The 13,102-nt window shown below is 66.7% G+C and carries 13 protein-coding genes; 6 read left to right on the top strand and 7 right to left on the bottom strand.

All coding sequences use genetic code 11. The features are described 5' to 3' along the window. Nucleotides 1–13 precede the first annotated feature (13 nt). On the top strand, nucleotides 14–745 hold the full coding sequence (locus ACYVKL_RS30785; RefSeq protein ID WP_379173320.1) for a DUF7873 family protein: 732 nt from the start codon (nucleotides 14–16) through the stop codon (nucleotides 743–745). A 387-nt stretch (nucleotides 746–1,132) separates the two neighbouring features. Here the strand turns inward: ACYVKL_RS30785 and ACYVKL_RS30780 are convergent, their stop codons facing one another. Next, nucleotides 1,133–1,723 carry a TetR/AcrR family transcriptional regulator gene (locus ACYVKL_RS30780; RefSeq protein WP_379173318.1) on the bottom strand — a complete coding sequence of 197 codons (591 nt, stop codon included), beginning with the start codon at nucleotides 1,721–1,723 and terminating at the stop codon, nucleotides 1,133–1,135. A gap of 56 nt (nucleotides 1,724–1,779) precedes the next feature. Between ACYVKL_RS30780 and ACYVKL_RS30775 the strand changes: the two genes are divergently transcribed. Continuing rightward, nucleotides 1,780–2,265, top strand: a complete 486-nt coding sequence (locus ACYVKL_RS30775) for a nitroreductase family deazaflavin-dependent oxidoreductase (RefSeq protein ID WP_379173316.1) — start codon at nucleotides 1,780–1,782, stop codon at nucleotides 2,263–2,265. On the opposite strand, the gene ACYVKL_RS30770 is transcribed toward ACYVKL_RS30775, so the two are convergent. After that, on the bottom strand, nucleotides 2,258–3,214 hold the full coding sequence (locus ACYVKL_RS30770) for an MmyB family transcriptional regulator (protein WP_379173314.1): 957 nt from the start codon (nucleotides 3,212–3,214) through the stop codon (nucleotides 2,258–2,260). The two genes, ACYVKL_RS30775 and ACYVKL_RS30770, sit on opposite strands and share 8 nt — an antisense overlap. A 240-nt stretch (nucleotides 3,215–3,454) precedes the next feature. On the opposite strand from ACYVKL_RS30770, the gene ACYVKL_RS30765 reads away from it, so the two are divergent. The 3 genes from ACYVKL_RS30765 to ACYVKL_RS30755 all read left to right on the top strand — a co-directional run bounded on the left by ACYVKL_RS30765 (nucleotide 3,455) and on the right by ACYVKL_RS30755 (nucleotide 6,227). Further along, complete coding sequence (locus tag ACYVKL_RS30765; RefSeq protein WP_379173312.1) at nucleotides 3,455–4,375, top strand: cutinase family protein; 921 nt, start codon at nucleotides 3,455–3,457, stop codon at nucleotides 4,373–4,375. 184 nt (nucleotides 4,376–4,559) lie between these two features. Continuing rightward, nucleotides 4,560–5,300 (top strand): hypothetical protein, encoded by a 741-nt coding sequence (locus ACYVKL_RS30760; RefSeq protein WP_379173310.1) that lies wholly within the window; start codon nucleotides 4,560–4,562, stop codon nucleotides 5,298–5,300. 180 nt (nucleotides 5,301–5,480) lie between these two features. Further along, nucleotides 5,481–6,227 carry a hypothetical protein gene (locus ACYVKL_RS30755; protein WP_379173308.1) on the top strand — a complete coding sequence of 249 codons (747 nt, stop codon included), beginning with the start codon at nucleotides 5,481–5,483 and terminating at the stop codon, nucleotides 6,225–6,227. 66 nt (nucleotides 6,228–6,293) lie between these two features. Here the strand turns inward: ACYVKL_RS30755 and ACYVKL_RS30750 are convergent, their stop codons facing one another. The 5 genes from ACYVKL_RS30750 to ACYVKL_RS30730 form a co-directional block, all read right to left on the bottom strand. Further along, nucleotides 6,294–7,757 (bottom strand): glyceraldehyde-3-phosphate dehydrogenase, encoded by a 1,464-nt coding sequence (locus ACYVKL_RS30750; RefSeq protein WP_379173306.1) that lies wholly within the window; start codon nucleotides 7,755–7,757, stop codon nucleotides 6,294–6,296. 181 nt (nucleotides 7,758–7,938) lie between these two features. Further along, nucleotides 7,939–8,199, bottom strand: a complete 261-nt coding sequence (locus ACYVKL_RS30745; protein WP_213560243.1) for a hypothetical protein — start codon at nucleotides 8,197–8,199, stop codon at nucleotides 7,939–7,941. 324 nt (nucleotides 8,200–8,523) lie between these two features. Beyond that, nucleotides 8,524–10,203 (bottom strand): alkaline phosphatase family protein, encoded by a 1,680-nt coding sequence (locus ACYVKL_RS30740; RefSeq protein ID WP_379173304.1) that lies wholly within the window; start codon nucleotides 10,201–10,203, stop codon nucleotides 8,524–8,526. A gap of 375 nt (nucleotides 10,204–10,578) precedes the next feature. Continuing rightward, nucleotides 10,579–11,778, bottom strand: a complete 1,200-nt coding sequence (locus ACYVKL_RS30735; protein ID WP_379173302.1) for a lipid-transfer protein — start codon at nucleotides 11,776–11,778, stop codon at nucleotides 10,579–10,581. After that, entirely contained in the window at nucleotides 11,771–12,217 is a 447-nt protein-coding gene (locus ACYVKL_RS30730; RefSeq protein WP_449879534.1) for a Zn-ribbon domain-containing OB-fold protein, read from the bottom strand. The genes ACYVKL_RS30735 and ACYVKL_RS30730 overlap by 8 nt, the downstream gene beginning before the upstream one ends. Before the next feature lie 104 nt (nucleotides 12,218–12,321). Between ACYVKL_RS30730 and ACYVKL_RS30725 the strand changes: the two genes are divergently transcribed. Then, the gene (locus ACYVKL_RS30725) at nucleotides 12,322–13,095 is read left to right on the top strand and encodes a GTP-binding protein (protein ID WP_379173300.1); all 774 of its coding nucleotides are present in this window, start codon (nucleotides 12,322–12,324) and stop codon (nucleotides 13,093–13,095) included. Nucleotides 13,096–13,102 lie beyond the last annotated feature (7 nt).

The raw sequence follows: 13,102 nt of genomic DNA, 5'->3' as shown, positions 1-13,102 counted from the left end.
ATACAGTGCCGCAATGACACGTTTGAATCAGATTGTCGCCGTCGAGAAAGGGATCAAGTCCCGCACCTTCTCCGAGCTCACCGAGGCCCATCACAAACTGGCCAAAAACCCGCTGCTGCGCGGTATTTCGCGCACCTACCGTCCCAAGGACGAGGAGGGCGAGCAGCTGCCGCCCGAGTCGACGCGCGTCCAGGTGAGATCCGAGGAAGTCCTGCACACCACGGCGGAAATCCTGACCAAACTGTTCGACGTGGTCGCCACCAAGGACTGGGCGAACTGCACCGCCACCGCGAGCGTGGTGGTCGACGGCCGCACCCTGGTCGAGAACGCGCCCATCACCTACCTGCTGTTCCTGGAGAAGCAGCTCACCGACCTGCACACCTTCGTGCGCAAACTGCCGGTGCTGGATGCCGCCGAGTCGTGGGAATACGACGCGGCCGCGGACTGCTACGCCACCGAGCCGGTACAGACGGTGCGCACCAAGAAGATTCCGCGCAACCACGTGAAAGCCGAAGCGACGGACAAGCATCCGGCGCAGGTCGAGGTGTATCACGAGGACGTGGTGGTCGGATACTGGCGGACCATCCGTTTCTCCGGCGCGCTGCCCGCCAAGCGCGTCAACGAGCTCACCGAGCGCGTCGAAAAGCTGCAGCAGGCAGTGAAATTCGCGCGCGAGGAGGCCAACAACGCCGAAGTCACCCAGCGCAAGCTGGGCGAGAACGTATTCGGATATTTGTTTGGCTGAGGCCCGCGTCAGCGGCTAGAGTCGGCAGTGCGCAAAGAGCGCAAGCTGAAACAGAAGTTCAACTGTGACAGGCACACAGCGGCCCAGTGGAGGTTCGAATCCTCCTCCCGCCATACCTGGCGGGATAGCCCAACCGGCAGAGGCACCGCGCCTTCAAACTCACACTATCGCTCCAGTTTCAGTATTCTCCGCCGAACGCCGAATCGAAGGAACGGATTGTCAGCGTGAAGGTTGCGGGTTCAACTCCTGCCGGCCCAGCCACCAATGGGCTGTAGCTCAATCGCAGAGCGTCACGTTAATCGAGACTGAACCCGTTCTTAAACGTGTCGGCGTGCCGCAATTGGGCGGACACCGAAACCCCGGGGCAGGCTAGGCCCCGGGGTTTCCCTATGTCAGTGCGGGCGCGACCCACGTCGAGAGATAGTCACGAAGTTCCGCGCCCCGCCGCGGCGGCCGGCCCGGATCGATGACGAACGACTGCACGATGCGCAGCATGTGCTCGACGAGTTCGTCCAGGGCGGAATCGGAGATCCCGGCCGCAGCCCAATCCACCGAGAAGCGTTCCAGCAGTGAACGGCCGAAAGACTTTGCCGTGTCGGACGTTACGCCCGCCGAGAAGGCGCTGGCTCGTCCCGGTCGCAACAACAGGCCGAGGTATTTCTCCTCCGGCAGTTGTTCCAGCGTGTACGCGATGCCCTCCACCACCGCGGTCGCCGGATCCTTGATATCACCGAGCCGCTCGGCCAGCACATCCAGGAAATGCCCCGTCTGCGCGATGGCCGTCGCCGTCAGAAGTGTTTCGGCGCTGGGGAAATAGCGGTACACCGTCTGACGGGTGACGCCGAGGTCGCGGGCCACCTCGGCGATGCTGAACTCGTCGCCGGAGCGATCGATGGCGCGCCGGGCGGCGGCCACGATGCGTTCGACGGCTTCCGCGTCATCGCCGGGAGCGGACCCGGACCATCCATGCGTGCGCACACCTTGACCATACACCTGGTCATGACTGTATGGTCGAGCCATCTGAAAGGAACCCCATGACCACGATCCCGCCGCGGCCCCCGCAACTCGACTCCCCCGTCCTGCCCAAGATCTTCAAATACACCGGCCGCGCCCAGGTCTGGGTCTACCGGCGCACCGGCGGCCGGATCGGCGGCAAGTGGCGCATCGGCGCGGGCTTCCGCAAGCCGGTGCCGACGCTGCTGCTCGAACACCGCGGCCGCAAGAGCGGGACGGTCTACACCGTCCCGCTGCTGTACATCAGCGACGGAGCCGACACCATCGTGGTGGCGTCGCAGGGCGGGCTGCCCAAACACCCGCAGTGGTACCGCAATCTGTGCGCGGGCCCCGACACCCACATCCAGATCGGCCGGGACCGGTTCCCGGTGCACGCCGTCACCGCCGACGCGCAGCAGCGGGCCCGGCTGTGGCCGCGACTGGTCGAGGCCTACGCCGACTTCGACACCTATCAGGCCTGGACCGAGCGGGAGATCCCGGTCGTCGTCCTGAGCCCGGTCAGCTAGGCAGCCCGACCGTCGCCACGATGTGGCCCGGGTAGCTGGCCGAATCCAGCATGCCCACCTGAATCCGGTACGTCTTCAGCTCGCCCGTGTCCCGATCCCGCAGCCGCATGGTGCGCACGGGCGGCGCGTACCCGACGTCGCCGGTCGCCCAGAGCCGCCGGAATTCCTCGAATTCGCCGAGCTCCCGCATCAGCGCGCCGAACACGGTGGGATCCGCGAGCGATCCCACGACTCCGCGCAACCACGAAACCGACTGCCGGACATCGATTTCCCAATCCGGCATCACTTGCCGGGCGACGGGATCGGCGAACATCCACCGATACAGATTCCCACTCTCGGACAACCCCGGAAACGCCTGCGCCCATTCGACGTTCCCGGCCAGCACATTGCCGCGGGTGTCATACAGCGCCGCCATCCGCGGCCGATACATGACGAGCATGCGCAGCACATCGGCGCTGATCGACTTCTTCAGCTCGTCGACCGTCGGATATCCACTGCCCGTCAGACCGGCCAAATCGTAGAGATATCTGCGCTCGGTGTCCGACAACGGATCCCGCTGGTTCATGCACCGCATGAGGGCGTCGACGACCGCCTGGGTGGGTTTGCCTTTCCCGCCCTTCTCCAACTGCGTCACATAACTGGCGCTGACGCCGGCCGAGAACGCGAGCCGTTCCCGGGATAGTCTTCGTTCCTCGCGCAGCCGCCGCAACACATCACCGAATGCGGGCAGCGCGATGTCGTGATGTTCCCCGATATTCGTCACCCGGATACTCATATCCGCCGGTTCCCTTCTGACCCGGCAGCGAATCGTCGGCTCTGCATCCGCGATCGCCGCCAGTACTACTCCCGAGTAGGGATACTCCCACATAATATGGCCCGAGTCCCGTTGGCGGGACGGCGCGTCGATTGATAGCAATGGCGAATCAGCTACCGCACCGCGAATTGTCATGATCGGAGTCCGCGCGGCGCAATGGAATTCACATCTTTCACTCGCGCCTATCACTCGACGACGAGAACTGGGCCGAATATCCGATACGTCCGATTCTCGGCGTTTCAAGCACAATCCGTATCAAAACGAGCCCCTCCCTTTGGTATGTTCTGCTCGACGTGCCGGCCCCCGGCACGGCCCTGCGGTGGTGAAGTCGTCCGAACGATCCGAACAAGGGGTTGGACCTTGTCTTTTCGAACAATGCGAACCTTCCGAACGGCGAGCAGCGCGCTCGCGGTGGTTGCGGCCGCGGCCGGAATCCTCACGGCCACCGGCCTACCCGGCGCACAGGCAGCGCCCGCGGACTGCCCGAACCTCAATATCATCGCCGTACCCGGCACCTGGGAAACCTCCGTCGACGACCCGAAACAGGGCATGCTCGCGCAGGTCACCCGCGGCCTGCCCGGCAACGTGCGCACTGACTACGTGAGCTACCCGGCCACCGCCTTCCCCTGGGACGGCGAGGTCTACGGACGCTCCAAGCACGAAGCGGTCACCGCCGCCCGGGGTCTGATCTCCGGCATGGCCGCCCGCTGCGGCGCAACACGTTTCGCCCTGATCGGCTACAGCCAGGGCGCCGACGCCGCGGGCGATCTGGCCTCGGAGATCGGCACCGGGCTCGGCGTGATCCCGCCCGACCGCATGGCCGCCGTCGGCCTGGTCTCCGACCCGCGCCGCTCCCCCACCGACGCCCTGGTCGGTCCGCACGTCGCCGGCACCGGCGCGGGCGGAGCGCGCGCGGGCGGCTTCGGCTGGCTCAGCCCCAGGGTCCGCACCTTCTGCGCGGCCGGCGACCTCTACTGCTCGGTCCCGATGGACGACCTGGCGGGCCGCTCGGCCGGACTGCTGACCCAGCTCACCGCGCAGGATCCGGTGCAGATCCCCAGCTACGCGCTGACCTTCCAGTCGATCCTCAACGAGGCCCTGGTCCAGGGCGGCACCGCCATCCTGTCCGCACCCGGCGACAATCCGGCGAGCAAGCAGTGGATGAAGCAGGTGCAGGACTTTCTGGCCTCGGGCGTCCACCAGTCCTATCCGCGCTACGTCGTCGACAGCAACGGGACCACCGCCACCGTCTGGCTGCGGAACTGGCTCGCGGACACGGCGGGCGAAACCCCCTGATACACAGCGGTTCCGGCGGATAGCCCCGACCCGGACCGCGGATATCGATCGCGCGAGCGGCGCCGCACAGCAATCGCTGTGCGGCGCCGCTCTTTTCGGCGGTGAGTTTCTCGTTGGTCGTTGATTAGTGGCGAACCTCATGCTCGGTGCACCCGATCCCCCTGATTCGAAGGAATTCGCACCGATGATCGCCACCCACGCCCGTATCGCCGCACGCGCCGCGCTCGCGGCGGCCGTCGTCGGTACCGCCAGTTTCGGACTGTTCGGCAGCCTGACCGTCGCCAATGCGGGCGGCGACTACGGGCCCGACACCTGCCAGGAAGGTTACGTATGGCGTGAGGCCAACGCCGCCGACCACGTCTGCGTCAGCCCGGGCACCCGGGATCAGGCGCGCGCCGACAATGCCGCCGCTGCTTCCCGGCGCGCGGGTGGCGGCGCGTACGGACCCAATACCTGTGTCAACGGCTTCGTTTGGCGTGAGGCCTACACCGGGGACGTCGCGTGCGTGACCACCGCGGTGCGGCAGCAGGCCAAGGACGACAATGCCGCGGCGGCCGCGCGCAAGGCCTCGCTCGACATCTGGCTGACCACCTACACCGCGGGCAACAAGTGCACCGGGGACGTGTGCACAGCGGTGTCCGACGCGGGCGCCCAGTTCAAGATCAATGGCGATCATTTCAACAATGGCACCGTCACGTTGATCGTGAATCGCAACAACGGGACCCGGCTGGCGACCTACTCGGTGAAGGCCGGACCGCACAACGGCTACGCGGGTGCCTCCTTCGGCTACCAGACCAATATGTGGGATCCGAAGTCCGGCTTCCACGAGGCCTGCACCGGGGGCGACGACTCCTACATCCAGGCCTACGACCCGAACTCGCAGCGCTGGTCGGAGCGGCTGCCGTTCAAGCACGACTGCCACTGACGACGTGGACGCGGGGCCGCCACCGGGCGGTCCCGCACCGGCGCTTCGGACACATCGACTCCGGAGTGAGCGCACTCCGAAAAAATCGGAAACAACTTCGTTTAAAAACAGCCCGGCCGGTACCCCACTCGAGGTACTTTCCTGCCGAGTCCGTCACCGGACCGGAAGGATTGAAACACAGTGTTCATTGGGCAAATCGGGTCGACCGCGATCCTTGCGGCCGGAGACTCGGCCGACTCCTCCGGCTTCTCCGCCGGCAGTCTCCTGATCCCGGCGGCCGGCGTCGTGCTGCTGATCGTGGGGCTCGTCCTGCGCAATCGGTCGAAGACGGCCCCCGCCGCGACCGCGGACTCGGACAAGATCGCCACCGAGGCTCCCACCTCCGGGCTGCCCAAGCACACGGGCACCATCGTCGCCGTCGCCGGCGTGCTGGTCCTGGCGCTCGGACTGGTCGCGGGCCTCACCAAGTCCGGGACGATCACCACCAAGGATCCCGAACTGGCCGTGGGCAATTGCGTCAGTGCCACCGACTACCGTGGCGCTCAGGTCGGCAAGATCAAGCCGACCGCCTGCGATGACACCGCCGCGGTCTACGAACTGGCCGCCGCGCCGAAGAACGGCGCCACCTGCCCCGACGGGAAGCTGCGCGACGCCAACTACTTCGTGTTGACCAACGGCAACTCCTCGCTGTGCTTCGCCCCCAACGTCAAGGTCGGCAACTGCTACGCCATGCAGCCCGGCGTCAATCAGATCGCGCCCGCCGACTGTGCCACCAAGAGCACCGCCACGGCCGTCGTCGCTCAGATCGCCGCCCGCTTCGAGGGCAGCACCGACGCCAACCAGTGCGCGATGCCCGACGGCGCGGTCGTCACGCCGCAGCCTCCCCGCGTGGTGTGCTGGCAGCCGGTCGCCGCACCCGCCGGCTAGCATCCAACTGACAGCGAAGGGCCCCGGCAGTCACACTGCCGGGGCCCTTCGTTCACATCGGGAGGACTAAACCGCCGCCACCGCGGGGCTCTCCGCACCCAGGCGCGGGTAGGTCGGGTACTCGATACCCGAGATGTACTGCACGGTCCGCACGACCTGGCACGAGTAACCGAACTCGTTGTCGTACCACAGGTAGAGGATCGCGGTGTCGCCGTCGACGATGGTGGCGTTGGCGTCCACGATCGACGCGGCCCGCGAACCGATGAAGTCACTCGAGACCACGTCGGTGGCCGCAGTGAAATCGAGGTTGCGGCTCAACGGACCCGACAGCGACATCTCGCGCAGGTACTCGAGCACCTCGTCCTTGGAGGTCGCGCGCTTGAGCTGCAGGTTCAGGATCGCGACCGAAACATCCGGGGTGGGAACGCGAATCGAGCTGCCGGTGATCTTGGCCTGGAAGTCCGGCATGGCCTTCTTGACCGCGGACTGCGCGCCGGTCTCGGTCAGCACCAGGTTGAACGGCGCGGAACGGCCACGGCGATCGGCACTGTGGTAGTTGTCCAGCAGGTTCTGGTCATTGGTGAACGAGTGCACCGTCTCCACATGCCCACGCACGATGCCGAACTCGTCCTCCATCGCCTTCAGCGGCGGGACGATCGCGTTGGTGGTGCAGGACGCGCAGGAGTAGATCGTCTGCGACAGGTCCAGTTCGCGGTGGTTGACGCCGTGCACGATGTTCGGGACGTCGCCCTTGCCGGGCGCGGTCAGCACGACCTTCGAGATGCCCGGGCGCAGGTGCTGCTCGAGACCCGCACGGTCACGCCACTTACCGGTGTTGTCGATCAGAATCGCGTTGTCGATCCCGTACTCGGTGTAGTCGATCGAGGTCGGGTCATTGCTGTAGATGAACTTGATGGCATTGCCGTTGGCGATGATCGTGCTGTTCTCGGCATCGACCTTGATGGTGCCGTTGAACTGGCCGTGCACCGAGTCGCGGCGCAGCAGCGCCGCCCGCTTGACCAGGTCGTCCTCGCCGCCCTTGCGGACCACGACGGCCCGCAGCACGAGTCCGTTGCCGGAGCCGACCTTCTCGATGAGCAGTCGCGACACCAGCCGGCCGATGCGGCCGAAGCCGTACAGCACGACATCGCGCGGGCCCTGCGCCGCGGCCTTGTTGCCGGCGATCACGTCGGCGAGCACGTCGGCGGTGAACTCGGGGACCGACAGGCCACGCTCGTCGGCGCGGTAGGCCATCACCAGGCGGCCCAGGTCGATCTTGCTGGGGCCCAGGTCGAGCGAGCGCAGCGCCTCCAGGAAGGGCAGCGTCTCGTCGATCGACAGTTCCTCGCCCTCGATCTGCCGCGCGAACCGGTGGGTCCGCAGGATGCTGATCACCGACTTGTTCACCAGCGACCGGCTGTGCAGCAGAATCGTCACCCCCTTGTCCCGATACAAGCTGCCGATGATCGGAATCATCGCCTCCGCCGCAGCCTCGTGAGCGTTCCAGCGGTCAAGATGGTCGGTAGTCAACACAAGTCCTCGGGGTTTCCTCGATCTGCACGTGCCCTCGATGCTATCCAGCCCCGAAGTCGCACAATCCTCGGCTACCCGCATGTGAGATCCACGTCGCGTTCTCGAGAGCAACGAACGACATGCGACGGCGGCCTCCGGGCGGGGGTCCGCCCGGCGACCGCCGTCATGGGTTCCGCCGCTAGTGCGAGGAAATTCCGGCCGAGAGGGTGCTGAGGACGCCGTTGGCGTACCCGCCGCCGAACGCGCTGCCGAGCCCCGCGCCCAGAGCGGTGAGATCCACCGACCCCGTGCCGATCGCGTTGCCCAGTTCCGAGGCCGAACCGGAGCTGACGGGCAGATCCACGGGGGTGGTGAGCGGAATCCCGTCCGCCGCAGCGGTTCCGATGCCGGCCCCGAGCAGAGCGCAGGACGCGATACCCACAAGAATCGTTCGTTTCATAAACTGTCCCTCTTATCCAGGTTGTCGGAGCGGGCGCGGTCGATCCACTCCGCGGGCCAGAGCATATGAAATATCGCTAATTCACACGACCGTTTTGGACCGTTTGGTTTCGATGCCACCGCCGGTCCCGCACACCGGCCGTGAACCCGCCCGATTAGCGAATAAATCGCCGAGAAGCACGCGGCCACCATCCAATCCGCGAAGCACATGCTTCGAACCCCGCAACCCGGAAGCGGAGTCTTTGCCCTGCCGTCCAATTCGGGCCGGGCACACGGAAAACGGCCCGCCGGAGAACCGGCGGGCCGTTTCGGCCTCATTGGGACATCAGCCCAGGTTCGGCAGCACGTTCACGCCATTGCCCTTCGCGGCATCCAGCTTCTGCGGGTTCTCGCCCGTCAGCTTCAGGATGGTCGGCGCGATCTGGGTGGTCAGCACGGCCTCGTGCACGACCGCCTTCTTCGCGCCCGGACCGAAGACCACCAGCGGCACATGGCGGTCCGCCGGGTTCGCGCCACCATGCTCGGCGATCTTGCTCTTGCCGCCGGTGTACACCGTGCCGACCTGCGCGACACCGACCAGGTCGGGGTGGCGCGGATCGTTGGCCGGGGCGCCCAGGTACGCGGCCGCGTCGGCGCCGGCGTGCACCTCGGTCAGACCGGACTTGGTGTAGGCCTTCGGGTTTCCGCCGATGTCGTTACCGGTGCCGTTGTTCGCCAGCAGGAACTGCTTGGCGAAATCGGCGGCGGCCTGCGAACGGTCGCTCAGCCACAGCAGCATGGCGTCGTCGTCCACGCTGAACGCGACCAGATCCTGGGTGGCCTCGGGGTGCTTGGCCTTCCACGCGGCATTGAGGGCCGTCAGGATCGGAGCGTCGTCGATGCGGGTCAGATCGCCCGGCTTGGTCGGCGACTGACCGTGCTTGGCGGAGACGATGACCGTGGTGTCCTTGTCCGCGCCGGTGGACTTCAACTCGCCGAGCAGGCGCCCGAGCTGTCCGTCGACGTAATCCAGCGCGCCCGACAGCAGCGGGCCGGGGGTCACGCCGTCGGCCTGGTAGCCGCCGGTCATGCCGTTGGAGGTCGGCAGCTTCTGCGCGGTGGAGACGGCCTGGAAGTTCATGCCGAAGATGGCCGGCTCACCGACCTTCTTGGTGCGACCGTGGTCGTAGCCGTCGATCTCGTTGATCACGGCTTGCACCTTGTAGCCGTCGTACTGCTGGGTGGCCTTGTTGTCCTTGGTCCAGTCCTTGCCCGCGACCGGGGAATCGGAGTTGATCTCCGGGGTGAACAGGTCGTCGATGGCGTTGCCGGACTTGCCCTCGAGGATCGAGTACGCCGGGTGCTTGTCCGACCAGGCGGTCACCTTGCCGGCCGCGTGCAGCACGTCGAAGACCGAGTTGACCTGCAGATACTGGTTCGGGTACACGGGCTTGCAGGTGGCCGGGTCGACCGGCATGGCGGCCGGATTCAGCAGGGTGGCCGGGTTTCCCGTCATGCCCAGGATGCTGTCGGGCAGGCCCGCCAGGCCCTGACCGGCGTCGAGGGCGCTCTGGTTGCGGTCCATGGCCTCGGTCATCGAGACCTCCGCGCCCTTGGGGGTGTGCGCGCAGTCGGTGGTGCCGGCGGGCAGCAGGTCGTGGTTGAAGGTGTCGTCGTAGTAGACGCCCGACTGGCCGGCCGTCGCGCCGGTGAGCTGAGCGACCATGCCCGGGAACGAATCCGACGGGTTCGTGGTCTGCGCGTTCGTGTACTGCTCGCCGTTGCCGGCCAGGTTCGCCAGCGCCGAATTCGGGTGCTGCTCGACGTACCAGGCCAGGTCCGCCTGGTGCAGGCCGTCGACCGAGATCAGCAGCACATGCTTGCCGTCCTTGCCGTTGTGGCCCTGGCCGTTGTCGTTCTGGCCCTGGCCGTTGTCGCCGGGGGTGGCCATGGCAATTCCGGTCGCGGTGCAGGCCAGCGCGACTGCGCCGACCGCCGCGGCAAGCCGAATACTCTTGCGGGACACGGGTCCTCCTCATCAGCAGCGCAAACCTCTTGCGCCGCGGCGTCATTGCTAACGCCCCCGGGTGGCGGCCGGCGAGCCGATTTCGGAAATCCCGGCGAATAGCGGAGGTTGCGCGGTGAATGGCGGATGTTGATTCGATCGGAATCGCGACAGAGGATCCACATAACAGCAGACAGTCGGTCCGGGAATTTCATTCTGCACAGAATATTTCCCGACAGAAACAAGCGTACTGGACAATTGCCCATGTCCGAATTGTCTTTTTCTACCGCGCTATTGATATCGGACGAACATTGCCGAGCGCAACCCGTGCACCAAACGCCGAGAACCCGGGCACAAGCCCGGGTTCTCGGTTGGATTCGACTCGGTCGATCAGATTCAGCGCGTCACGATGGTCGCCGAACCATGGCCGAACAGACCCTGATTCACCGCGATACCGGCGCGGGCGTTCTCGACCTGACGGCCGTCGGCCTGACCGCGCAGCTGCCAGGTGAGCTCGCAGATCTGAGCGATGGCCTGGGCGGGGATCGCCTCACCGAAACAGGCCAGGCCGCCACTGGGGTTCACCGGGACCCGGCCACCCAAAGTGGTTGCGCCGCTGCGCAGCAGCGCTTCCGCGCCACCGACCTCACAGAGGCCGATGTCCTCGTACCAGTCCAGCTCCAGAGCCGTGGACAGGTCGTAGACCTCCGCGAGCGAGAGATCCTCCGGGCCGATACCGGCTTCCTCGTAGGCGGCCAGCGCCAGGGAGGACCGGAAGGTGTGCGGCTGCGGCTCGACGGCCACCGCGGAATCGGTCGCGAAATCCGGGAGATCGAGCACGGTCTTCGGGAAGGTCGGGGTGACCGTCGAGAGCGCACTGATCCGGACCGGGTCGGCGATGCCGTGCTTGCGCGCGTAGTCCATCGACGTCAGCACCAGGGCCGCGCCGCCGTCACTGGTCGCGCAGATGTCCAGCAGCCGCAGCGGATCCGAGACGATGGCCGAGGCGGCGATCTCCTCGACCGAGACTTCCTTGCGGTAGCGCGCGTACGGGTTGTTCAGGCCGTGCTTGGCGTTCTTCACCTTGACCGCGGCGAAGTCGTCGAGGGTGGCGCCGTGCAACGCCATGCGGCGGCGGGCGTACAGCGCGAAGTAGATCGGGTTGGTCGCGCCGAGCAGATGGAAGCGCAGCCAGTCCGGATCGTCGCGGCGTTCGCCGCCGACCGGCTGGAAGAAGCCCTTCGGGGTGGTGTCCGCGCCGATCACCAGGGCCACGTCGGTCAGACCGGCCAGGATCTGGGCGCGCGCGTTGGCGATGGCCTGCGCGCCGGAGGCGCACGCGGCGTAGCTGCTCGAGATCCGGGCGCCGGACCAGCCCAGCGCCTGCGCGAAGGTCGCGCCCGCGACGAAGCCCGGGTAGCCGTTGCGGATGGTGTCGGCGCCGGCGATGTAGCCGACGTCCTCGTGACTCACGCCGGCATCGGCCAGCGCGGCGCGCGCGGCGACCAGTCCGTACTCGACGAAGTTGCGTCCCCACTTGCCCCACGGGTGCATGCCCGCGCCGAGGACGGCGATATCGCGATTCGTGTCAGTCATTGACCGGCCTCCACTTCCACACCGTGTGCTCCGCCTCGTCGTCCTCGTACAGCGTGCCCACGGCCAGTTCGACCGGCATGCCCACGGCCAGGTCGTCGACGGTGAACCCGCGCACGACCTGCCCGAGGATCACCATCTTCTCGACCTCGAGCTCCACCGCCGCGATCACGTACGGCTCGAACGGGTCGCCCGAGACGTACGGGGCGGGCGGCTTGTACCGCGCGTCCGCGTAGGACCAGATCCGGCCGCGGGTGGAGAACAGGTAGTCCTCCAGCTCGGAGCCGTCCTTCGGGCCGGCACATCGGGGGTTACGGCAGGCGAGGGTGTTCTTCGGGAAATACGGTGTGCCGCACTCCTTGCACCGGCTGCCCTTGAGCCGCGCCACACCGTCATCCGCAGTGAACCAGTCGGCCACGGCGGGGCGTTGTTCTTTCTGCACAAACCCGACGGTATAGGAACACGTTCTACTTTGGGGCCGAATTCCCCACGAGGCATCCACCCCCGGAGGTACGGTGAACCCGGATTGAGGAGTAACCCACCGCGATGGCCACCAAAGCTATTGACCCGCAGTCGATCCGCAACGTCACCCTGATCGGCGACCCCGCCGACACCACCCGACTGCTGCACCGCCTGCACCACGGCACCGGCCACCCCGGCCCCCAGCTGCACTGGTCCACCGACCGCGCCGATCACACGATCCGCGTCGCCGAACTGTCCAGCCACGCCCCCATCCCGGCACTGCAACGCGCCATCCGGGTCGCCGACAGCGTCATCACGGTCGTCGACGCCGCCGGAGCCAACGCCCCGCGCCTGGAAACCATCCTCCAAATAGCCGACGACCACCAGGTCGCCCGCCTGTGCCTCATCGAGGGCCTCGACCACCCCGCCGCCAACTTCCCCCGCTGCCTGCGCACCATCGCCGACATCCGCGGCGCGGCCCCCCTCACCCTCCAACTCCCCCTCGGCACCGGCCCCACCTTCGAAGGCGTCATCGACCTCCTCCCCATGTGGGCCCTGGAACCACTGGCCGCCGAAATCTACGGCCCCCACTGGCAATCCGCCGAACGCGGCTTCGACCTCCTCGTGAAAACCCTGATGCCGCAAACCTCCGGCGACTCGGCCCCGTCCCTACGCGACATCCCCCTCGACGCCCTGCACCACCGCATCCGAGCCCTCACCCGCATCGGCGACATCGTCCCCATCCTGTGCGGCGCAGCCTCCCGCAGCAACGACATCGCGCCGCTGCTGGACGCCATCGTCCGCTACCTCCCGTCCCCGATGGACGTCTGCCAACCCGAACACGCACTCGACTACTGACGGGATC

Source organism: Nocardia tengchongensis (genome assembly GCF_054781395.1).
Note: the sequence above shows the minus strand (reverse complement) of the source record. Positions and strands in the feature narration are given on the sequence as shown.